Source organism: Pseudorhizobium flavum (assembly GCF_044142885.1).
Classification (GTDB): domain Bacteria; phylum Pseudomonadota; class Alphaproteobacteria; order Rhizobiales; family Rhizobiaceae; genus Neorhizobium; species Neorhizobium flavum.
Genome location: NZ_JBIOKZ010000008.1, coordinates 172,020 through 191,024, shown reverse-complemented (window position 1 = coordinate 191,024; position 19,005 = coordinate 172,020). Strand labels below are relative to the sequence as shown.

22 protein-coding genes and 1 tRNA gene are annotated in these 19,005 nt (G+C 62.5%); 11 read left to right on the top strand and 12 right to left on the bottom strand.

Translation table 11 applies throughout. The features are described 5' to 3' along the window. The first annotated feature begins 23 nt into the window (after nucleotides 1-23). Both ACEPP2_RS16310 and ACEPP2_RS16305 read left to right on the top strand, forming a co-directional pair. Nucleotides 24-665 carry a hypothetical protein gene (locus tag ACEPP2_RS16310; RefSeq protein ID WP_183950072.1) on the top strand — a complete coding sequence of 214 codons (642 nt, stop codon included), beginning with the start codon at nucleotides 24-26 and terminating at the stop codon, nucleotides 663-665. A 73-nt stretch (nucleotides 666-738) separates the two neighbouring features. Then, nucleotides 739-984, top strand: a complete 246-nt coding sequence (locus ACEPP2_RS16305) for a DUF982 domain-containing protein (RefSeq protein WP_077547261.1) — start codon at nucleotides 739-741, stop codon at nucleotides 982-984. Nucleotides 985-1,027: 43 nt separating this feature from the next. Here the strand turns inward: ACEPP2_RS16305 and ACEPP2_RS16300 are convergent, their stop codons facing one another. After that, nucleotides 1,028-1,864 carry a universal stress protein gene (locus tag ACEPP2_RS16300; RefSeq protein WP_077547262.1) on the bottom strand — a complete coding sequence of 279 codons (837 nt, stop codon included), beginning with the start codon at nucleotides 1,862-1,864 and terminating at the stop codon, nucleotides 1,028-1,030. 95 nt (nucleotides 1,865-1,959) lie between these two features. Then, complete coding sequence (locus ACEPP2_RS16295) at nucleotides 1,960-2,733, bottom strand: competence/damage-inducible protein A (RefSeq protein ID WP_152338431.1); 774 nt, start codon at nucleotides 2,731-2,733, stop codon at nucleotides 1,960-1,962. Nucleotides 2,734-2,948: 215 nt separating this feature from the next. Here ACEPP2_RS16295 and wrbA point away from each other — a divergent pair, with 215 nt between their 5' ends. Further along, nucleotides 2,949-3,548, top strand: a complete 600-nt coding sequence (gene wrbA, locus ACEPP2_RS16290) for an NAD(P)H:quinone oxidoreductase type IV (RefSeq protein WP_281977278.1) — start codon at nucleotides 2,949-2,951, stop codon at nucleotides 3,546-3,548. A gap of 599 nt (nucleotides 3,549-4,147) precedes the next feature. After that, nucleotides 4,148-4,612, top strand: a complete 465-nt coding sequence (locus tag ACEPP2_RS16285) for an MgtC/SapB family protein (RefSeq protein ID WP_077547266.1) — start codon at nucleotides 4,148-4,150, stop codon at nucleotides 4,610-4,612. Between the two features lie 36 nt (nucleotides 4,613-4,648). Here the strand turns inward: ACEPP2_RS16285 and ACEPP2_RS16280 are convergent. Further along, nucleotides 4,649-4,733, bottom strand: a tRNA-Leu gene (locus ACEPP2_RS16280). Between the two features lie 68 nt (nucleotides 4,734-4,801). Continuing rightward, nucleotides 4,802-6,256, bottom strand: a complete 1,455-nt coding sequence (locus ACEPP2_RS16275) for a TrkH family potassium uptake protein (protein ID WP_395517188.1) — start codon at nucleotides 6,254-6,256, stop codon at nucleotides 4,802-4,804. A gap of 88 nt (nucleotides 6,257-6,344) precedes the next feature. Between ACEPP2_RS16275 and ilvA the strand changes: the two genes are divergently transcribed. Then, nucleotides 6,345-7,610: a threonine ammonia-lyase gene (gene ilvA / locus ACEPP2_RS16270; RefSeq protein WP_395517187.1), complete on the top strand. Its 1,266-nt coding sequence runs from the start codon at nucleotides 6,345-6,347 to the stop codon at nucleotides 7,608-7,610. 6 nt (nucleotides 7,611-7,616) lie between these two features. Here ilvA and ACEPP2_RS16265 read toward each other — a convergent pair whose 3' ends face one another. Continuing rightward, nucleotides 7,617-8,648 (bottom strand): glycerophosphodiester phosphodiesterase family protein, encoded by a 1,032-nt coding sequence (locus tag ACEPP2_RS16265; RefSeq protein WP_077547268.1) that lies wholly within the window; start codon nucleotides 8,646-8,648, stop codon nucleotides 7,617-7,619. Between the two features lie 103 nt (nucleotides 8,649-8,751). On the opposite strand from ACEPP2_RS16265, the gene ACEPP2_RS16260 reads away from it, so the two are divergent. Beyond that, nucleotides 8,752-9,075, top strand: coding sequence for an HlyU family transcriptional regulator (locus tag ACEPP2_RS16260; protein ID WP_077547269.1), 324 nt, complete (start codon nucleotides 8,752-8,754; stop codon nucleotides 9,073-9,075). An 87-nt stretch (nucleotides 9,076-9,162) separates the two neighbouring features. Here ACEPP2_RS16260 and ACEPP2_RS16255 read toward each other — a convergent pair whose 3' ends face one another. Continuing rightward, nucleotides 9,163-9,777, bottom strand: coding sequence for an FMN-dependent NADH-azoreductase (locus ACEPP2_RS16255; RefSeq protein WP_395517186.1), 615 nt, complete (start codon nucleotides 9,775-9,777; stop codon nucleotides 9,163-9,165). 142 nt (nucleotides 9,778-9,919) lie between these two features. On the opposite strand from ACEPP2_RS16255, the gene ACEPP2_RS16250 reads away from it, so the two are divergent. Together ACEPP2_RS16250 and ACEPP2_RS16245 are read left to right on the top strand one after the other, a co-directional pair. Further along, a complete protein-coding gene (locus ACEPP2_RS16250) occupies nucleotides 9,920-10,873 on the top strand; it encodes a LysR family transcriptional regulator (RefSeq protein ID WP_395517185.1) in 954 nt (317 codons plus the stop codon). Nucleotides 10,874-11,071: 198 nt separating this feature from the next. Continuing rightward, complete coding sequence (locus tag ACEPP2_RS16245) at nucleotides 11,072-11,632, top strand: DUF2087 domain-containing protein (protein WP_281977281.1); 561 nt, start codon at nucleotides 11,072-11,074, stop codon at nucleotides 11,630-11,632. 30 nt (nucleotides 11,633-11,662) lie between these two features. Here the strand turns inward: ACEPP2_RS16245 and ACEPP2_RS16240 are convergent, their stop codons facing one another. Further along, entirely contained in the window at nucleotides 11,663-13,648 is a 1,986-nt protein-coding gene (locus tag ACEPP2_RS16240) for a bifunctional 2',3'-cyclic-nucleotide 2'-phosphodiesterase/3'-nucleotidase (RefSeq protein WP_142587314.1), read from the bottom strand. 104 nt (nucleotides 13,649-13,752) lie between these two features. Here ACEPP2_RS16240 and ACEPP2_RS16235 point away from each other — a divergent pair, with 104 nt between their 5' ends. Beyond that, nucleotides 13,753-13,950 carry a hypothetical protein gene (locus tag ACEPP2_RS16235; protein ID WP_395517184.1) on the top strand — a complete coding sequence of 66 codons (198 nt, stop codon included), beginning with the start codon at nucleotides 13,753-13,755 and terminating at the stop codon, nucleotides 13,948-13,950. Between the two features lie 10 nt (nucleotides 13,951-13,960). Here ACEPP2_RS16235 and ACEPP2_RS16230 read toward each other — a convergent pair whose 3' ends face one another. Together ACEPP2_RS16230 and ACEPP2_RS16225 are read right to left on the bottom strand one after the other, a co-directional pair. Next, nucleotides 13,961-14,278, bottom strand: coding sequence for a PilZ domain-containing protein (locus ACEPP2_RS16230; RefSeq protein ID WP_395517183.1), 318 nt, complete (start codon nucleotides 14,276-14,278; stop codon nucleotides 13,961-13,963). A gap of 117 nt (nucleotides 14,279-14,395) precedes the next feature. Then, nucleotides 14,396-14,857: an Lrp/AsnC family transcriptional regulator gene (locus tag ACEPP2_RS16225; protein WP_077547276.1), complete on the bottom strand. Its 462-nt coding sequence runs from the start codon at nucleotides 14,855-14,857 to the stop codon at nucleotides 14,396-14,398. 155 nt (nucleotides 14,858-15,012) lie between these two features. On the opposite strand from ACEPP2_RS16225, the gene ald reads away from it, so the two are divergent. Together ald and ACEPP2_RS16215 are read left to right on the top strand one after the other, a co-directional pair. Then, a complete protein-coding gene (gene ald / locus ACEPP2_RS16220; protein WP_395517182.1) occupies nucleotides 15,013-16,131 on the top strand; it encodes an alanine dehydrogenase in 1,119 nt (372 codons plus the stop codon). Between the two features lie 153 nt (nucleotides 16,132-16,284). Continuing rightward, nucleotides 16,285-16,956 (top strand): PadR family transcriptional regulator, encoded by a 672-nt coding sequence (locus tag ACEPP2_RS16215; protein ID WP_395517181.1) that lies wholly within the window; start codon nucleotides 16,285-16,287, stop codon nucleotides 16,954-16,956. Between the two features lie 69 nt (nucleotides 16,957-17,025). Here the strand turns inward: ACEPP2_RS16215 and ACEPP2_RS16210 are convergent, their stop codons facing one another. The 3 genes from ACEPP2_RS16210 to sseA all read right to left on the bottom strand — a co-directional run bounded on the left by ACEPP2_RS16210 (nucleotide 17,026) and on the right by sseA (nucleotide 18,993). After that, nucleotides 17,026-17,493 (bottom strand): DUF1203 domain-containing protein, encoded by a 468-nt coding sequence (locus tag ACEPP2_RS16210; RefSeq protein ID WP_395517180.1) that lies wholly within the window; start codon nucleotides 17,491-17,493, stop codon nucleotides 17,026-17,028. A 70-nt stretch (nucleotides 17,494-17,563) separates the two neighbouring features. Next, nucleotides 17,564-18,121, bottom strand: coding sequence for a GNAT family N-acetyltransferase (locus ACEPP2_RS16205; protein WP_395517179.1), 558 nt, complete (start codon nucleotides 18,119-18,121; stop codon nucleotides 17,564-17,566). After that, the gene (sseA, locus tag ACEPP2_RS16200; RefSeq protein ID WP_395517178.1) at nucleotides 18,118-18,993 is read right to left on the bottom strand and encodes a 3-mercaptopyruvate sulfurtransferase; all 876 of its coding nucleotides are present in this window, start codon (nucleotides 18,991-18,993) and stop codon (nucleotides 18,118-18,120) included. Before sseA ends, ACEPP2_RS16205 begins: the two co-directional genes overlap by 4 nt. Nucleotides 18,994-19,005 lie beyond the last annotated feature (12 nt).

Genomic DNA, 19,005 nt, shown 5'->3' with positions numbered 1-19,005 from the left:
GAAAGGTCGAAAGGAGAATAAACATGATCATCCGATCTCTCACGAAATCTGCAGCACTGGCTGTCGTCCTCCTGTCCTCGGTTGCGGTCGGCAGCCACTTGCCGGGCTTTACGGATACCGTCTGGGCGAAAGGCGGTGATGGCGGCGGCAATGGCGGCGGCGGCGGGAACGGCGGTGGCAATGGTGGCGGTAACGGCGGTGGCAATGGCAACGGCAATGGCGGCGGTCATGGCCAAGGTTCGGACCGGAGTTCCGACCGTAGCGACGCCGGCAAGGCGAGCGCGCGCGACCTCGCGCCTGGCCAGAGCGAAAAGAGTACTGCCCGGCGTGCAGACAAAGGTGGTGAGGAGGTGTCCGTCAGCCGCTCCGAACTCAAGGGGCTGAACTCCCTGAACCGGAATTATCACGCCTATCTCAACAGCAATGATCCGCGCATGGAGGCCGTATCGGCCTACGCCATGGATTATGCCCAGTTTGAGATCGACAATGGCGTCTCCCCTTCGGAAACGGATGCGATCCTCGGTGACGAGGCATTGCGAGATGCCCTGAGCGCGTTCACGGACGATCCAGTGACCGATGAAATGCTGGAGGAAGCCAAGGCCGTTCTCGGTGTCGGAAGTGCCGACGGCAAGATCGACGAAATTCGCTCCGAACTGGAACGATAGGAGAAGATCGAAATTAACCCGGGGGCACCGCTCCCGGGCGATTTTGATGGTTGTAGAACAAGGAAAGCCGAGAATGCCTGTCGACCTTTGGGACCGCAGCGTGGAATTGATGATCGACAGCCAGGATCACTTCCGGTGCGTGAGCAACAGCCGGGAAGCGTTCGAATGTCTCTCGACCTGCTGGCCGACCAAAAACGGCAAATGGTTTGCGGTGGCGCGCAAGCGCTGCATGCAGGCACTGGAGGGCGAAGGTGACCCCGCCGAGGCAGAGGCCGCCTTCATCAAGGCCGCAGAGGAGGCCGGGATCCTGCGGAACTGAGCCGTCGATTGCGGCGGCTCAGGAAGCGCTCCAGGGCGTTCCCCTATCGAGACATCAAGGAGAGAGCTGTCATCGATTCCAGCAGGCTGCGGGTCACGCCACCGAACAGCATCTCCCACCAGCGGGACGTGCCATAGGCGCCCATCACCAAGAGGTCGACGCTTTTGTCGGCGAGCCGGTTCTCAATCGCCGCGGCGGCGGAAATGCCGCCGCTTTCCTGCGTCGTGAGCGTGACGTTGACGCCATGGCGTGCCAGGGCAGCTGCAAGCTCGACGCCGGCGAATTCCTTCGACTGGTTCGGGCGCTCGGGCGCATCGAGGCAGAAGATTTCGACGCTCTCGGCCGTCTTCAGGAAAGGAAGGGCATCGAAGGCCGCCCGTGCGGCTTCGCGCGAGCCGTTCCAGGCGATCATGACGCGTCGGATATCGCGCGGCGCCTTCATGACATAGGGCACAAGCAGGACCGGACGTCCGCTGTCGAACAGAAGATTCTCCAACTCCGAGCGGTTCTCATGATTTGGATCACCCTGGCTCGCGACGATAAGGTCAGCGGCGCGAACCGTCTCCATCACGGCGGCGGCAGCGTAGCCGGAGGATGAAACGAAGCTGCGCCAGTCCGCCGAGCGGCCATCTCGTGCCACGCGTTCGCGGAAGATGGCTTCCACCTCTTTCGTCTCCCGCCGTGCTGCCTCCTGCAGGGCTTCGATCGCTGCCGGATCCGGAATTTCCATCGGCGCGATCAGCGGCACTGCCGCGAGCGTTTCGGCATGCACCCCAAGCACATGGGCATCGAAGCGGCTGGCGAGTGCCAGTGCGTAGTCGGTGATCTGCTGCGCGTGGTCGGGCGTGTCGAGTACGGCGAGGATCGTCTTGTAGGTCATGGTTTCCCCCTTGTGTGCGCGATGGATGTCGACCCAGTCTCGGTTCCTAACCTGTGGCTTTCCTTGATATCGGTCAATCGTCATCGCGATTGCGGTCAGGCATCCGTGCCAATGCCGGGTGGCAGCCGGCTTGCCTGCAGCGACCGGATCATCTCCTCGATCGCCTGTGCTGCAGCCTCAAGCTCGCTTTCGTTGCGGGCGCGCACGACGATCTCCGTAGAGAAACGTATCCCGTCGTATTTCGGATAGGAGCCGATGCTGGTCGCCGGGTGTTCCTTCTGGATCCGGGTGAGCGGCGTGCCGATATCCCCCTCGCCGAAGGGGCAGGGCAGTGCCCGCGAAAGCATCCGCGATCCGGTTCTGAGTTCGGGCAGTATGTTGTCCACCATGGCCTGAAACACCTGCGGCACGCCCGCCATGACATAGACGTTCTCGACAATGAACCCGGGGGCCGTGGAAACCGGGTTGGGGATATGCCGCGCGCCCTGCGGCATGCGCGCCATTCGCTGGCGCGCCTCTGTGAACTCCATCTCCCGCCGGGCGTACATAGCTCCGAGAAGGCGCATCGCTTCAGCATCGTGCACGCATGGCAGTCCGAAAGCGCTGGAGACCGCATCAGCGGTGATGTCATCATGAGTGGGGCCGATGCCCCCCGAGGTGAACACATAGTCGTAGCGCTGCCTGAGCGCATTGAGCGCTTCGACGATCGCGTCCTCCTCGTCGGCGACGATTCGCACTTCCTTCAGGTCGATCCCTGCGACGGTCAGGACATCCGCCAGATGGCCGATGTTCTTGTCCTTGGTGCGCCCCGACAGGAGTTCGTCGCCGATGGCGAGCATGGCAGCGGTTACGACAGATGGAGAAGACATGTGATTGCGGGCTCCGAGACTATGCAGCGTTTCTACGACAGACCCCGCTCGCCAGGAAGCGGTTTCGGCTGCTGTTCAGCTTTAGCCCGCATACGGACAAGCGTCGTCTCTGTTTTGCGAACACTGCGTCGACTTCCGGCGGGGCTGATCTGGCCCCCGGAACAGCTTAGGTGGAGGGGAGTTGACCCGCATGGGCGTCACCAAGGAGATCAGAGATGGCAAAGGTACTGGTTCTGTATTATTCGGCTTACGGGCACATCGAGACCATGGCCAAGGCTGTTGCCGAAGGGGCACGCGGCGCCGGCGCCGATGTGACCATCAAGCGCGTACCGGAACTGGTGCCCGAAGAGGTTGCCAAGGCGTCGCACTACAAGCTCGACCAGGAAGCGCCGATTGCGACGGTCGAAGAGCTCGCCGACTATGATGCGATCATCGTCGGCGCCGGCACGCGTTTCGGAACGGTTGCCTCGCAGATGCGCAATTTCTGGGACCAGACCGGTGGCCTGTGGGCCCAGGGCAAGCTTGTCGGCAAGATCGGTTCGGCCTTCACCTCGACCGCGACGCAGCACGGCGGCCAGGAATCGACCATCCTCGGCTTCCTTCCGACCTTCCTCCACCAGGGCATGGTCGTTGCAGGCCTTCCCTATTCCTTCCAGGGCCAGTCGGGCGTCGAAACCGTCAAGGGTGGCTCGCCATACGGTGCAAGCACGATCACCGACGGCGACGGCTCGCGCCAGCCGTCCCAGGTCGAACTGGATGGCGCCCGCTATCAGGGTGACTACGTGGCAAAGCTGGCAGCCAAGCTTTCGGCCTAAGCCAGAAGGTCCCGATTACCTCGAACGCGGCCTCCGGGCCGCGTTTTGCGTTGGTGATCGCATCGGAAGGAGCCGCCATGCCTGGCGGGGCAGCCGGCTCCTTCCGAAGACCGGCGAGCCGGCAAGCGGACGTATAGGTGGCGAGCCTTGCTGGAAACTGACGGGAGCCCCGGACGCTGGGGGTTGGGGGGCTGCCGAGGCTCCCGGCCGCGCTGATGGGGACGCGACAGCAGGGAAGATGGAAGCCACGCGTCGCCTGTCGAATGCGATCGCTGCTGCTGGTTGACTGGCCCCTAATTTTGGCCGGCCTCGTCCCACAGCGGTGCATCTCCTGGGCTCGGGGCCAAAAAAATGCCCCACCGTGGGGCAGGGCAATAAGGGGAAAAGCCCGGCTTTCTCAATCGGGCATGGACTGTTTCGCATCTGGCGCCGGTGCCGGCGAGTGCAGTTGCTGCGCTTCCGGTACGCCTGGAACATCTTTTTCGCTCAGGTGGCGCGTGGGAAGCAGATGGCCGCAGGCAGATGCCGTCGATTCTTGCCGTTTCGAAGCGTCATCCTAATTTCGCGAGGCAGGGCAGGAGCCCTGAAAGAGGGCGAATATGATGGACTGGCTTGATACGATCGGCGTGAACTTTGACATGGTTCCCCATCTGGTAACCCTGCTCGTAGCCTATGTTCTGGCTCTTCCGATCGGCTGGGACCGGGAGAAGAACGAGCGTAGCGCTGGCCTGCGGACCTTCCCCCTGGTCGCGATAGCCAGTTGCGGCTTCATCCAGGCAGCCGAATCGATTGTACACGGGAATCCGGAAGCAACGGCCCGCATCGTGGAAGGTCTGATCACCGGCATGGGCTTCATCGGGGGCGGGGCTATCCTGGTGGTCAAGAACAGCGTGCGCGGCACGGCCACTGCTGCCAGCCTCTGGGCGACGGGTGCGATCGGAACGGCTGTCGGCCTCGGCGCGTACGACACCGCCGTCGTCCTTTCCCTGGTTACCTTCCTGACCTTGCGCGCGATGAGCCAGTTCAAGCCCGATGAACAGGAGGCCGGGATAGACAAGGACTAACCACAGGGGCAGTAGCGCGGTCCATCGCCACTTCTTTGGTGCGGACGGCGGGGATCGAACCCGCATGACCGAGGTCGAGGGATTTTAAGTCCCTTGCGTCTACCAGTTTCGCCACGTCCGCTTCAGGCGAAGTGAATAATGCGCCTGCGAGCGATTGAAAAGGCTGCGGCAGGTTAAAAGCGTCCCGATCTACTGACGCCAGTAGATCGGAGTGAGGAGCACGAGGACGGTGAGGATCTCCAAGCGCCCGAGCAGCATGAGCAGTGACAGCAGATAAAGTGCGGGGTCGCCGATGGTGGAGAAATTTCCAGCAGGGCCGACCAGAGCGCCGACCCCTGGGCCAACATTCGACAGGCATGTCAGAACAGCGGAGGTGGCGGTCATGAAGTCGTAGCCCATGGCGCCCATGATCATGCTGCCGATCACCCACAGGGTCAGGAACAGGCTGACGAACAGGAATATGCCCCTCTGGGCATCCGCATCCACCGTGATATTGCCATAGCGCACGGGATAGATCGCGTTCGGATAGATCAGGCGCTTCAAGCCGCTGCGGATGATGTTGAAGATGATGATGAAGCGATAGGTCTTGATGCCGCCCGCCGTCGAGCCGGAGCAGCCGCCGATCGCCGTCGCGAAGAAGGCCAGAATCAGCGCGAACGGTCCCCACAGCGTGTAGTCTTCGCTGGCAAAACCTGCCGTCGAGAGCACTGAGGCAAGGTTGAAGAAGGCATGGATCAGTGCCGTTCCGAGCCCCACTCCGTTACGCAGGTGATGGTAGACGGCCAGGATGACCGAAAAGATGAACAGATATCCGATGAAGACCAGAATCTGCGGCTCGCGCAGCGTGTTCAGGCGCCGGCGCACGGCGAGCAGGATCAGGACGGAGAAGGGCAGGCTACCGATCGTCAGGAAGATCGTGCCGATCATCAAGATGGCTTCGTTGTTGAAATATCCGAACGAGGCATCGCGCGTCGAAAAACCCGCGGTTGCGACCGTCGTCATCGCGTGGTTCAGCGCGTCGAAATGGCTCATTCCGGCAATGTCGTAGGCAATCATGCACACGAGCGTCAGAAGCGCGTAGATGACGAGAAATGCGCGGGTGAAGCTCGCCAGCCGGGCAAACGGCTTGTCTGCCGTGTCCGACGATTCGAGCTTGAAGACGGACATGCCGCCCACCTTCAGGAACGGCAGGATGAAGATCCCAAGGGCGACGATCCCGATCCCGCCGAGCCAGCAGAGGAGCGAGCGCCACAGCAGGATGCCCCGTGGCAGCGTATCCAGGCCCACGATGACGGTGGCTCCTGTCGTCGTCACTCCTGAAACCGATTCAAACAGGGCCTGTGCGAAGCTCAACTCATATTCCGCCAGGAACAGCGGCACCGCACCGACCAGCGAAAACACCGCCCATAGCAGATTGACGAGCAGGAAGCCGAGACGCTTGTTGAAGGCCGGTGGCTGCCCACGCGTAGCCAGCGCTGTCATCAGCGACAGGCCGCCCACCATGAATCCGGAAAGCGCAAAGACCTGCCAGTCCGGGTGGCCGTAATACAGGTCGACCATGGCCGGCACGAACATTGCCGTGGCGAGGTACAGCCCGCAGAGCGACGCGATGTAGATGGCCGGCCGGAGCAGACTGGCGTTCAATTGAATGTCCCGGTTTGGCGTGGCGTGGGAAAGATGGTTTTGTCTCGTCAGGCTCGCTATGGCATAGCGGGATGCCCTGGCAAATTCAATGGATGGAGCGGTTGTGAGCAAAGAGGCTGTGGACGAGGCGAAGGCTGCGTTGCGGGAGATCTTCCCGGAGACGCCGCTGCAACTGAACGAACACCTCAGCAGTCGCTATGGCGCTGACATCTGGCTGAAGCGCGAGGACCTGTCGCCCGTTCGCTCCTACAAGATCCGCGGGGCGTTCAATTTCTTCCGCAAGGCGATGGCGGCAGGCGCGGGCGGCCAGACCTTCGTCTGTGCCTCTGCCGGCAACCATGCCCAGGGCTTTGCCTTCGTCTGCCGTCACTTCCGCGTGCCGGGCGTCGTCTTCATGCCCGTGACGACGCCGCAGCAGAAGATCGACAAGACGCGCATGTTCGGCGGCGAGTTCATCACCATCCGCCTCGTCGGCGACATCTTCGACCAGTGCTATGCGGCGGCTCATGCACATGTCGAAAAGATCGGCGGGCTCATGGTCCCGCCCTTCGACCACCCCGATATCATCGAAGGGCAGGCGAGCGTAGCGGCCGAAATCCTCCAGCAACTGCCGGACGGCACGCGGCCCGACCTGGTGATCGTTCCGGTTGGCGGAGGCGGCCTGGCATCCGGGGTGACGGCCTATCTCGGCGACGTTGTATCCGACGATGGCTTCGTCCTGGTAGAGCCGCTCGGTGCCCCCAGCCTGCGACGCAGCCTGGAGGAGGGGCGCCCGGTGCGTCTGGCGAAGGTCGACAACTTCGTCGACGGAGCCGCCGTCGCGCGAATCGGAGACCTCAACTTCGAGGCGCTGAAGCATTTCCGGCCCGACCAGGTGCTGCTCGCGCCCGAGAATGCCATCTGCGTGACGATCAGCGAAATGCTCAACATCGAGGGCCTGGTTCTTGAGCCGGCGGGCGCCCTGTCGATCACGGCGCTGGACATGCTCGGCGCGGAGCGGCTGCGAGGCAAGACGGTGGTTGCCGTAGTGACCGGCGGCAATTTCGACTTCGAGCGTCTGCCCGACGTCAAGGAGCGCGCCATGCGATACGCCGGGCTGAAGAAATACTTCATCCTGCGGCTGGCCCAGCGTCCCGGCGCGCTGCGGGACTTCCTCAACCTGCTCGGGCCTGAGGACGACATTGCCCGCTTCGAATACCTGAAGAAGTCGGCCCGCAACTTCGGCTCCATCCTGATCGGCATAGAGACGAAGAAGCCGGAGAACTTCAGTGGATTGCTGGAGCGTTTCGAGGCGGCCGACATCGGCTACCAGGACATTACCGACAATGAGATCCTGGCGAACCTGATCATCTGAGGCGGGTCACCGGCTGGTGACGTCGGCGCAGGCGCGTGGCGGGGAGGGAAGCTCGCAGAACCCTCGCCGCGTCAACTGCTCCGATGCAAGCTCAATGCGGTTCGTCCACACGAAGCCCGGGAAGCCTTGCGGAACGAGGTCCCAGTCTGCCGGCTGGTCTATTCCGGAGGTGCCGACATCGCCGGCCTCATAGGGGCCCATCAGGATCACGTCGGAGCGGGCGCTTCGCATGCGCTGGTAGAAGCGTTCCGGCCAGCCCCAGAGCAGGAAGGCGTAGTTCGCCGGCACCATGACGAGGGTATTTCGGCACGCCTGCGGCACATGGCCGATCCAGCCCAGCTTCAGATAGTCAAGAAGGCAGGTCTTGGTGTCGGAGGCGCTGAAACCGGGAAGGCCCTTGATATCGGCTTTCGCCGCCGCCGTCGGCTCGTGCCCTCCATAGACAGCGAAAGTCCGCTCGCGGAAGGAGGGATGGCCGCGAAGCAGTTTGGCCAAGGCCTCGCCTTCCTCCGCGCGACGGCTTTTGAAATTGACCAGGAATCGTTCTTCGGGCAGGGCTTCGAACACCTCCGGCAGCGTCGGCATCATTCCGGTCCCGTGGCCGCGGAAGGGAAACGTCTGTCCGCCGTCGGCCGTGTAGCCGTAGCCGACATCCAGCGTCTTCAGCAGCCCCATGTGGGTCTCTTCCGTGACACCCGTTGCATTGGTCCGGCACTCCAGCGTCCAGTCGTGGAAGACTGCGAACTGCTTGTCGGGGGTCAGGTGGACATCAAGCTCCACGATATCCGCTCCGACCGCGAAGGCGGCCTGCATGGACGGGATCGTGTTTTCCAGGAAGGGATGCGTCGGTGGCAGTATCCGGCTCGCAGTGCACGTATCGCTCCGGAGGTTTTCACGATCGAACACCTGATGCTGGCCGCGATGGGCAATCAGCCGGAGCGCGCTGTCGGCGGGATAGTCGCTGAACAGCGACGTATTGCCGACCCAGAGGGCCGCTACAGCGGCGACCGGGCCGATGGCAAGAAGGGTCCAGCGCATGGGTTCTCCGTTTGCTCGTGACGGAGGATCAAGATGCACCCGAATGCGGTATCTTGTGGACCGATGCCTTCCGAGACCCCGAAGACTATGCTAGGCAACCGGCATGGCATCTTTCTTCTCTGGTATCCTCTCCCTGTTTTCCGGCGGCGCCAAATCGGCGGAGGCACCTGCACCGGCAGCCGAACCGCAGGCGCATGGCGACTGCATGATCCACCCGACGCCGATCCGCGAAGGAAACCAGTTCCGGCTGGCCGGCCGGATCGAGAAGGAAGTGGCCGGCGAGGTCCTGGTGCGTAACTTCATCCGGGCCGATGTCTTTACCTCGCTCGATGACGCGCTCGACTGTACCTACCGCAAGGCCCGCCAGATCATCGACCAGAATGGCGCGTCGCTCTTTTCGGACGGCGAGAAGTCCCGCTCCGTCTAACCGCCTATCAAGCCCAGGCGGGACCAATCCGAGATATCGGTCATGCCGGGAGGAAGCGGCTGCGTCCGGCGGCCGCTCGTCACGATGTCAGGCGGCAGCGGCGAGTTCCGTGATGCGCGCGTCAGCCTGTGCCAGGGCCTTGTCGAAGGCTTCCGGTCCGAAGGCTGTCCCTTCGACGTAGATGACTTCGACGTCCGTCATGCCCATGAATGCAAGAACGGTCTTCAGGTACGGAACGGCGTGGTTCATCCCCATGGCGGGGCCTTCGGAATAGATACCGGCGGCCGACAGCACGATGTAGACCTTCTTGCCGGTGGCCAGACCCTCCGGGCCTTCGGCCGTGTAGCGGAATGTCATGCCTGCCCGGGCGACATTGTCGATCCAGGACTTCAGCGTCGAATAGATGTTGAAGTTGATCAGTCCCGTCGCGAGCACGACGGTATCCGCGGCGAGAAGCTCCGCCACGAGTTCGTCGGACTCTGCCGCCGCCGCGGCTTCTTCCGCATTACGATCGGCGGCGGGCTTGCGGATAGCGGAGGTGGTCACGGTGTCGAGATGAGCAATCGGGTTCTGTCCCAGATCGCGATGAATGACGGTTTCGCCTGGATTGCGCGACTTCAGCTTCTCCACGAATTCAGTCGCCACCTTTGTGGACAGTGAATCTTCGCGCGGGCTGGACGTGACGAGGAGGATGGAGGACATGGTCTGTTTCCCACTGATGTGTGACATTTCTGAAAAGGCGGACGCTTGGTCGGCCGCGGTCGAAACAGAAATAGGCATGGACGACCATCGATAAAACCGGGATAATATCGAAGGTATCTATCGATGGAGTGGATGGGAAAGTATGGAGGCGAACCCGACGCTGGACCAGTTGCAGGTTTTTCTCGCGGTTGCCGAGGCGGGCAGTTTCTCAGCAGCCGCACGCGGGTTGAACCGCGCTCAGTCGGTCATCAGCTACACGATCGCCAATCTTGAAGCTCAACTCGAGGTGCCCCTCTTCGAACGCAGTGGCCGCCAGCCGAAGCTGACTGAAGCGGGCCGGGCCATGCTGTCCGATGCGCGTCGCATCGTCGCTGATCTTCAGGTGATGCGCTCGCGGGCGAGGGGGATGAAGCAGGGACTGGAGCCCGAACTTTCCATTGCCATCAGCGTCATGGTGCCCGCGGAGGCGGTGGTAAGCATCCTGCGCGTCTTCGGCAGCCGCTTTCCCTCGGTGGCCCTGAACCTCAATGTTGGGGAACTGGGCATGGTCATGGACATGGTCGCAAGCGACCGCGCTGGGATTGGCCTCGGGGGTGCGTTGCTGAAGCCGGACGAGACGATCCATGCCGAAAGGATCGGCCACTCCTTCATGGTTCCGGTTGCCGCCGCCGACCATCCCTTGGGCCAGATCGAGGGACCACTGACCTTGAACGATGTCCGCGAGGAAACGCAACTCGTGGTGACCGACGCATCGGGGCTGACCAAGGGGCGCGACTTCAATGTTCTGTCCTACAAGACCTGGCGTGTCAGCGACATCGCTACAAAGTACCAGCTCATCCGTGGCGGGCTCGGCTGGGGCGGCCTGCCAGCTTCGCTGGTACGGGAGGATCTCCAGGCCGGTCGGCTGGTGGCCCTGCAGCTCGATGCCTATGAACAGGGCGAGTACCCGATCTACGCGCTACGCAAGATCGCCAACCCTCCGGGGCCGGCGGCAAACTGGTTGATCCAGGCGTTCCGGGAGCAGTTGTCGAATTGCCCAAGCCCTGACGAAATACCGGGTCTCGACGGCGGCAGACACAGGCCGGCGGCAGAATGACACGGATTCCCACCCGATTGACGTGGTGCATCGCTCGGATTAAACAGGTCGCACGGTCAGCAGTTCACCGAGGCGTCGCCGTCCCTGAAGGGAAGCTAAACCTGCATCGTTGAAGATCCTCAGCACTTATCCTGTGCCGAAGTCGACAAGCCGGCGACCAGTGACATCCCCAGCGGAACGGCACATCGAGGATAAGAGATGACCAGAACCATCTTTCCGATGGAAGTTGCCGATATTTCGGCCTTCGCACGATCGCTGCGCGAGCAGATTGGCAAGCTCGACCACAAGCCAAGCCATGTCGAGATGCTCAATCTCCTGAGCCGTGCGGGCGGATACCGCAACTACCAGCATTTTCGTGCAACGATCATGACTGCCGATACGCTGGACGAATGGCGGCTGGAAGCGGACACGACGCCCATCGCCGACGAAGCGCGGGTGAAGAAGACGGCGCGTGTGTTCGATGCCGAGGGGCGGCTGGCACGCTGGCCGGGCAAGCGTGCCCAGCAGGAACTTTGCCTCTGGTTCCTGTGGTCGAAGATCCCTGCGGACCGGCTTTTCAGCGAACGGCAGATCAGCGAGTATCTCGACAGGCTGCACCTCTTCGGCGATCCGGCACTGCTGCGCCGCGATCTCGTCGACCTGGGCCTGATGCGGCGCAACCGCGACGGCAGCGACTATCGGCGGGTCGAGAAGGAGCCGCCGCCGGAGCTTGCCCTGTTGCTGCGGCTGCTCGGGCAGGACCGGCGGAAGGCCGCCTGACGGCGGCCCTCCTGTCTCTGGTGGGTGGCGTCAGAGGACGAGCCTGAACTTGGCGAATCCTTCGGCGCCGTCGCCGGCCTCCTCGATCTTCGCTCCCTTGATGTCGGCGACATAGGTGCGACCCTTCGGTCCGCTCTCGAAGATCGCCGTGGTGCCGGCCATCGGCTTGAACGACCAGTTGGCGTCTGCCGACGGATTGATCGTTCCCTGTTCGACGATGTACCGCACGATCACGTCCCGATTGGTGTCGGGAGCGACGAAGATGACCTTGTCGCCAGCGATCTCCGGAAACTTGCCGCCACCGCCCGCGCGGTAGTTGTTGGTCGCCACCACGAATTTCTGCGCCGGATCGATCGGCTTGCCCTCAAACTGCAGGTCGACGATACGGTGCGCATCCGCGTTGACTAGCTGGCCATCCTTGTCGAAGCGCGTCGGCTGCGACAGGTCGATCTGATAGGTGACGCCGTCGATGATGTCGTAGTTGTAGGACGGGAAAGCTGTGTTGAGAAGCGGCGCGTCCTTCGCTCCCGGCTCGATCTGGTTGAACATCCCGGCTGACATTTCGAGCCAGTTCCTGACCTGCTCACCGCTGATCAGCACGGCCTGCACGGTGTTCGGGTAAAGGTAGAGATCGGCGACATTCTTGATGGCGATGTCGCCGGCGGGGACGTCGGTATAATACTCGGCGCCGCCGCGGCCGCCGGCCTTGAAGGGGGCGGCGGCGGAAAGGACCGGAAGGTCCCTGTATTCGCCGTCCTTGAGCATGTCCTTGATGTACCAGGTCTGGGCATTGGAGACGATCTGTACCGACGGATCGTCGGCGACGAGCGCGAAATAGGAATAAAGCGGAGCGGATGTCTTGCCGACCGGGCGGCGGACATAGGCAAGCGTCGCCTCGTGCTCTTCCTTGACGGCCGCCGTCACCTCGGGCTTGTCCTTGACGTCGGCGACGACCTTACGATCCTCATCGCGGTGGTAGATCGGGCGCGCCTCTGTGGTGAAGTCAACGATCTTCCAGCCATTGCCGTCCTTCTCCAGCAGGAAGTCGATCAGGCCCATATGCGAGCCCCAGAAGCCGGCCATGACGGCAGGCTTGCCCATCAGTGTTCCCTTTTCCGCATCCGCTCCGGCGATGCCTTCGAAATCCTTCGGGCCGGGGAAGACGAGATGCTGGTGGCCGGTGAACACCGCGTCTATGCCGTTGACGCCTGCGAGGTAGAGCGAGGCGTTCTCCATCCGCTCGCTCATTCCAGAGCCGTCGATCCCGGAATGGGAAAGCGCGATGATGATGTCGGCGCCTTCCTCCTTCATGACCGGCACCCAGGCCTTGGCAGCGTCCACGATGTCGCGCGTCTGTGCCTTACCTTCCAGATGCTTGGCGTCCCAGACCATGATCTGCGGTGGCACGAAGCCGATGAAGCCGACCTTGACCGGGCTCTCGGCGCCCGAGCCATCGCGGATCTGCTTCTCGAGGATCACGTAGGGCTTGAAGAAGAGTTCATCCTGTTTGGGATCGGAAGCCAGCATGCCCTTGGCGAGATTCGCACAAACATAGGGGAAGCCGGCGCCGCCCAGGACCTTGAACATGAAATCGAGCCCGTAGTTGAACTCGTGGTTGCCGAGCGTCCCTGCATCATAGCCAAGCACGTTCATCGCCTGGATGATGGGATGCTGGTCTCCCTCCTTCATGCCCCGCTCATAGGCGATGTAGTCGCCCATCGGATTGCCCTGCAGGAAGTCGCCATTGTCGATCAGCATCGAATTGCCTGCCTCCGCCCTGATCGAATCGATAAGTGATGCGGTGCGGGCGAGGCCCATCGTGTCGTTCGGCTTGTCGCCATAATAGTCGTAGGGAAGCACATGCACGTGGATGTCGGTCGTTTCCATGATGCGAAGATGCGCCTGGTTCGCCTGTGCGCGCGCCGCGAACGGGTGCAGCACAACCAGCGCCGACGTGGCGGCGAGGCCGCCGAGCAGCGAACGACGTGTCAGGGAAGGCAGTGAGATGGACGGCATGGTCAGCTCCTGGATTGCAGATGGCGAGGAAAGACTATGCGCAATGGCACGGAAGTACATCGGCAAAATGACAGGGTCGGCTGAAGGTGCCCGATGCGGCGCAGGTGCTTGTTTTCAGTGGGAGCAACGCCAACCCGGCAGAGCTGGATCTTCGCCAGCTCGACCAGGCAACCACGTCAAGCACCGGCACCGTGACGCTCGGTGTCGACCTGAACCGGAGCTACTGGAACGACCTGAGTCGCTCATTCGGAGCCAAGGGCGTCCAGCCTTACGATTTCAAGGTTCAGGTGGATCGGCAATAGGACCGCCGTGTCAGCGGCTCACGACAGGCTTCACGTCCCGGTGGAAGAACCGGAAATAGGAGGAGACCTGGGCCAGCGCATTGCTGTTCAGGTGCAACTGGATGCCGATCCTGCTGCCGCGGTACCACCTCACGGTCCCTTCAATGAAGCCGAGTTCTTCGCTCTCGATCTTCACCTTGCTTCCCTGCGCGGCGCTGAAGGGTCTATCCAGCTCCAGCGCGATACCGGTCGCGGAAAGGTCAACGACTTTGCCGGTCGCAGACTGGTTGAGATGCGTTACGGTTCCGTAGATGCGCGTCCTCACGCGTTCCGCGCTACGGTTGCTCATGCCGAGAGTATTCGCGCCCATCATCGGACCCCCGCCCCATTGTGTTGCCCGATCCTCTTTTAGCGCCAACTCGTTGCGGTCCGGTGAGGGCGTTTCCTAAAATTGGACGTGTCCGCGTCAGAGCCCGACATTGGGACGGTCGAGCACCTCGCGGAGAGCGAAGCTGGAATTGATCTTCACCACATGGGGAAGCGCAGACAGCCAGTCCCGGTGGATGCGCTCGTAGTCTTCCAGATCCTTGGCGGCGACGCGCAGGATATAGTCGTACTCGCCCGACATCAGGTAGCAGACGAGTACATTCGGGCACCGTTTTACGGCGGCCTCGAATTCGGCGAGCGTCCTAGCGAACTGGCCGGAGAGCGAGATGTGGACGATCACCATCATCTTGTAGTCGAGCGCCTTGTTCGACAGGCGGGCGTGATAGCCGCTGATCGTCCCTTCAGTCTCGAGCGTGGCAAGTCTTCGCGAGCAGGCTGACTGGGACAGCCCGACCCGGGCCGCGAGCTCTGCGTTGGATATGCGGCCATCCTGCTGAAGTATCCGCATCATCGCAAGATCAATGGCATCCAGGGTTCTCATCGCAACAAATTCGCGTTCTGTTATCAATGGGCGCAAATATCTTCGAGAAATGGGGCCTTGCCAAGGGACCTTCGCAAGGACATTGCCCGCGTTATCTGCTCTGGTTTCATCCTCGCTAAATTATGCCTCAGGCGACAACACAGAGAGGAACGTGCATGCGTGTCGGGTGTCCGAAGGAAATCAAAAACCATGAATACCGTGTGGGGCTGACGCCTGCGGCGGTGCGCGAATATGTGGCGCACGGCCACGAGGTGCTGGTGGAAACGAAGGCGGGCGCCGGTATCGGTGCCGACGACAGTGCCTATGTCGCGGCGGGGGCGAGAATCGCCAGGAGCGCCCAGGAAGTCTTTGAAACCGCGGACATGGTCGTGAAGGTGAAGGAGCCGCAACCGCAGGAATGGGCCCAACTGCGCGAAGGCCAGATACTCTACACCTATCTACATCTGGCACCGGACCCGGAGCAGGCCCAAGGCCTTCTTGCCTCAGGGGTCACCGCCGTGGCGTACGAGACCGTGACAGACGAGCGGGGCGGACTGCCCTTGCTGGCCCCGATGTCGGAAGTGGCGGGCAGGCTATCCATCCAGGCAGGAGCGACCGCGTTGCAGAAAGCCAATGGAGGCCGTGGCGTGCTGCTCGGCGGCGTACCCGGCGTCCTGCCGGCCAAGGTGGCGGTAATCGGCGGTGGTGTGGTTGGTTCACACGCCGCACAGATGGCCGTCGGCCTCGGCGCCGAAGTGACCATACTCGATCGCTCGCTGCCGCGACTGCGCCAGTTGGACGATATCTTCAACGGTCGTGTCCGCACTCGCTACTCGACGATCGAGGCGCTTGAGGAGGAGGTTTTTACCGCCGACCTCGTCATTGGTGCGGTTCTCATCCCGGGAGCGGCCGCGCCCAAGCTCGTCACGCGGGAAATGCTGTCCGGCATGAAGCGCGGGGCCGTGATCGTCGATGTGGCGATCGACCAGGGCGGCTGCTTCGAGACCTCGCAGGCGACGACGCATTCCGACCCGACCTACGAGGTCGACGGCGTCATTCACTACTGCGTCGCCAACATGCCGGGTGCCGTGCCCATCACCTCGGCCCAGGCGCTCAACAATGCGACGCTGCACTACGGTCTGGCGTTGGCAGATCATGGCCTGCGGGCCATCGCCGAGGATCGCCATCTGCGCAACGGCCTCAACGTCCATCGCGGCCGGGTCACCAATCGCGCCGTTGCGGATGCTCTGGGCTATGAAGCCTTTGCCCCGGAGAGCCTGCTCAACGTAGCGTGAAAATATATCGAAGATAGCGGCACGAGAGAACGCCGCAGTTATGCAGACCATTGGCGCCGCGGGTTCTCCCCTCGGCGCCTTTTTGTTCCGTGAGGACTTGATCTGGAGCTAAACAGGTATAACTTAGATATATCGAATACGAAGGAGATCGAGATGTTCAAGGACAGAAATGGAAACTGTGACGGCCACGGTCGGCATCGGCGCTTCAAGGTCGAGGCCATGTTGGCGATGCCCGGCGGACCCTTCCGGCGCGGCGGCGGGCGCCATGGCGGCGGGCATGGGCGGGGATTTGGCGACGAGGGTGATGGCCGCATCGGCCGCTTCCTCATGCAGGGCGACCTGCGCCTGGTCGTCCTGGCGCTGGTCGAGAAGGAGCCCCGTCACGGCTATGAGATCATCAAACATATCGAGGACCTGACCTACGGGTTCTACGCACCCAGTCCGGGGGTCATCTACCCGACGCTCACCTACTTGGAGGAGGCAGGTTATGTCGTCGCCGAGCAGGAGGGCAACAAGAAGCGTTACGCGATCACCGCGGAGGGGCAGGTCCATCTTGACGAGAACCGCAGCTTCGCGGTGACCATCCTCGACCGGCTGTCGCAGCTTGCCGAGCGCATGCGGCAAAAGCAGGAGCGCCGAAGCCGGGACGATGGCGCGGCTCTCCCCCGCAGCGTCGATGCTGCGCTGCTGAACCTCAGGGAGGTGATCGGCCGCAGGCTCGAAGCCGATGGCCGCCAGGCCGGCGAGATCGTCCGGCTGCTGCTGCAGGTCGCCGACGACCTCGACCGCGGAACCGATAGGGAACGACAAGACCCCCGGCCGTGAAGGGCGGAAAGGCCGCCGGCCGTACCAGCGGGCGGCCTTTCGACGTCGAAGGAGACGGCAAGGCCGGGTTCAGGCCGGGTCGATGCGGCACTGGTAGCAGTTGTTGCGGGCCGAGCGGACATGCACATAGGCGACATCGTCTCGGGCAAGGATTTCCGCCGCCCGTGCCGGGATCGCCCCGGTGGCGATGACCGCACCTGTCCCGTAGACGATCCTGTCATCATGGTCGTAGCCCCGGACGATATAGTCCGGGCTTGTCAGGATGGCCGGCAGCGCTTCCGATGCGTCATGCCGCCGGCACGGGATCTTGTGAAGAAAGACCGGTCCCGTTTCCGCATAGGGCTGCAGCGTCGCAAACGGTCTGTAGGCAAGGACCAGCACGTCCTCCCCGGCACCGATATTCCTCAGGCAATGGCGGCAGGGATAGCCGGCTCCATCGGACGTACGCGTCTCCGGTAGAAGCCCATAGGCGTCCGAACCTCCCTGCCAGAGGGTCATGGCTTCCGCTGTCGGCATGGCATTGAAGACGACATTCATCGCGAGCTCCCTTGTTGGTCGCGATGAAAATGCGGGGTTTACAGACCCTGCGCCACCCGATTCCTGCCGGTCAGGCGTCCAGCACCTTCAGCAGTTCCGCGCTGCTCATTGGCTGGACGAGCGCGTCGTACGTTGCCACGGGCGAAAAGCCCATCATCTGGTAGAGCTGCAGGGCGCGCGGATGATCCAGCGTGTTCGTCGTCACGGTCACCTTCCTCGGATCGTCCTGCCAGGCCGCGTAGAGAGCCTGAAGCAGGAACCACTTGCCGATGCCAAGACCGATCGCCCACTCGAACAAACCGAAATAGGAGAGTTCGACCACACCCTCATCCGCCTTGCGCAGTTCGAAGAAGCCTGCGGGCGCCCCGTTGACGTAGAGCACGGTGACGGAGACGCGAGGATCATGGATGATCGCGGCCAGATCCTCGTCCGGCAGCCGAAGCCGCTGATACCAGTGCCATCGCTTGCCGACCCGCCTGTAGAGATAGCGGTAATAGTGCAGCGGAATGTCAGGCGCCCTGATGATGGCCGTCTGGAGGTTCACCGGGACGGGCAGGCTTGCCTTCGGGGGAGACGTCATCTCGAGCTGCGTCACATGCGCCGTGAGCGGCGCGGGTCTTCTGGTCATTGATCTTGCACTGATTTTTCAGACGGGGGACCGGTGACGACCGGCGTGTCGGGAAGGGCTCCCCACTCCGTCCAGGAGCCGTCGTAGAGTGCGTTGTTGCTGTGGCCGAGCGACTCAAGCGCCAGCGTTATGATCGCCGCGGTGATGCCCGAGCCGCAACTGGTGACGACCGGGCGGTCGAAGTCGATTCCTGCCTCCCGGATCAGGGTTCGAAGTTCACTCAGAGGCTTGAGCCGACCCCTTTCCGCGAACGCCCCCGAAGGCAGGTTTCGCGCGCCCGGCATGTGACCGGACCTCAGGCCTTGCCGCGGCTCGGCCTCTGTTCCCGAGAACCGTCCGGAGCTCCGTGCATCGGCAACCTGCCTCGAGCCATTCTCGACGATCCTTCTCATGCTCTCGATGTCGATGACCCTGTCCGCGTCGAACGTGGGCTGGAAAACGACCGGCTGCGGGCGCGGGACCGCCGTTTCGAGCGGGCGTCCTTCGGCCTTCCAGCCGTCAAGCCCGCCATCGAGGACGAAGACGTTTCGCGCACCCATGGTGCGGAACAGCCACCAGGCGCGCGGAGCGGAGAATAGACCGGGACCGTCGTAAATGACGATCCGGTCGGTTTCCCGAATTCCCATTCTTCCGACGGCATCGGCGAAGACATCCGGGGAGGGCACCATGTGGGGAAGATCGGTAGAATGATCCGCCACCTTGTCGTGATCGAAGCGAACGGCGCCCGATATGTGACCAGCCGCATATTCCGCCTCCGCGTCACGCTTCTGTGCAGGCAGGTAGAAGGACGCATCGACGATCCGCAGCTCCGGGCTGCCCAGTTCCGCAGCAAGCTGCTCGGACGAGATGATGAAGGGACTATGTTCTGGCACCGTGCTTCTCCC

Excerpts from the sequence above, each read along its gene's own strand:
- ACEPP2_RS16310 (WP_183950072.1), top strand. The coding sequence starts at position 24 with ATGATCATCCGATCTCTCACGAAATCTGCAGCACTGGCTGTCGTCCTC.
- ACEPP2_RS16305 (WP_077547261.1), top strand. The coding sequence starts at position 739 with ATGCCTGTCGACCTTTGGGACCGCAGCGTGGAATTGATGATCGACAGC.
- ACEPP2_RS16300 (WP_077547262.1), bottom strand. The coding sequence starts at position 1,864 with ATGACCTACAAGACGATCCTCGCCGTACTCGACACGCCCGACCACGCG.
- ACEPP2_RS16295 (WP_152338431.1), bottom strand. The coding sequence starts at position 2,733 with ATGTCTTCTCCATCTGTCGTAACCGCTGCCATGCTCGCCATCGGCGAC.
- wrbA (WP_281977278.1), top strand. The coding sequence starts at position 2,949 with ATGGCAAAGGTACTGGTTCTGTATTATTCGGCTTACGGGCACATCGAG.
- ACEPP2_RS16285 (WP_077547266.1), top strand. The coding sequence starts at position 4,148 with ATGATGGACTGGCTTGATACGATCGGCGTGAACTTTGACATGGTTCCC.
- ilvA (WP_395517187.1), top strand. The coding sequence starts at position 6,345 with ATGGATGGAGCGGTTGTGAGCAAAGAGGCTGTGGACGAGGCGAAGGCT.
- ACEPP2_RS16265 (WP_077547268.1), bottom strand. The coding sequence starts at position 8,648 with ATGCGCTGGACCCTTCTTGCCATCGGCCCGGTCGCCGCTGTAGCGGCC.
- ACEPP2_RS16260 (WP_077547269.1), top strand. The coding sequence starts at position 8,752 with ATGGCATCTTTCTTCTCTGGTATCCTCTCCCTGTTTTCCGGCGGCGCC.
- ACEPP2_RS16255 (WP_395517186.1), bottom strand. The coding sequence starts at position 9,777 with ATGTCCTCCATCCTCCTCGTCACGTCCAGCCCGCGCGAAGATTCACTG.
- ACEPP2_RS16250 (WP_395517185.1), top strand. The coding sequence starts at position 9,920 with ATGGAGGCGAACCCGACGCTGGACCAGTTGCAGGTTTTTCTCGCGGTT.
- ACEPP2_RS16245 (WP_281977281.1), top strand. The coding sequence starts at position 11,072 with ATGACCAGAACCATCTTTCCGATGGAAGTTGCCGATATTTCGGCCTTC.
- ACEPP2_RS16240 (WP_142587314.1), bottom strand. The coding sequence starts at position 13,648 with ATGCCGTCCATCTCACTGCCTTCCCTGACACGTCGTTCGCTGCTCGGC.
- ACEPP2_RS16230 (WP_395517183.1), bottom strand. The coding sequence starts at position 14,278 with ATGAGCAACCGTAGCGCGGAACGCGTGAGGACGCGCATCTACGGAACC.
- ACEPP2_RS16225 (WP_077547276.1), bottom strand. The coding sequence starts at position 14,857 with ATGAGAACCCTGGATGCCATTGATCTTGCGATGATGCGGATACTTCAG.
- ald (WP_395517182.1), top strand. The coding sequence starts at position 15,013 with ATGCGTGTCGGGTGTCCGAAGGAAATCAAAAACCATGAATACCGTGTG.
- ACEPP2_RS16215 (WP_395517181.1), top strand. The coding sequence starts at position 16,285 with ATGTTCAAGGACAGAAATGGAAACTGTGACGGCCACGGTCGGCATCGG.
- ACEPP2_RS16210 (WP_395517180.1), bottom strand. The coding sequence starts at position 17,493 with ATGAATGTCGTCTTCAATGCCATGCCGACAGCGGAAGCCATGACCCTC.
- ACEPP2_RS16205 (WP_395517179.1), bottom strand. The coding sequence starts at position 18,121 with ATGACCAGAAGACCCGCGCCGCTCACGGCGCATGTGACGCAGCTCGAG.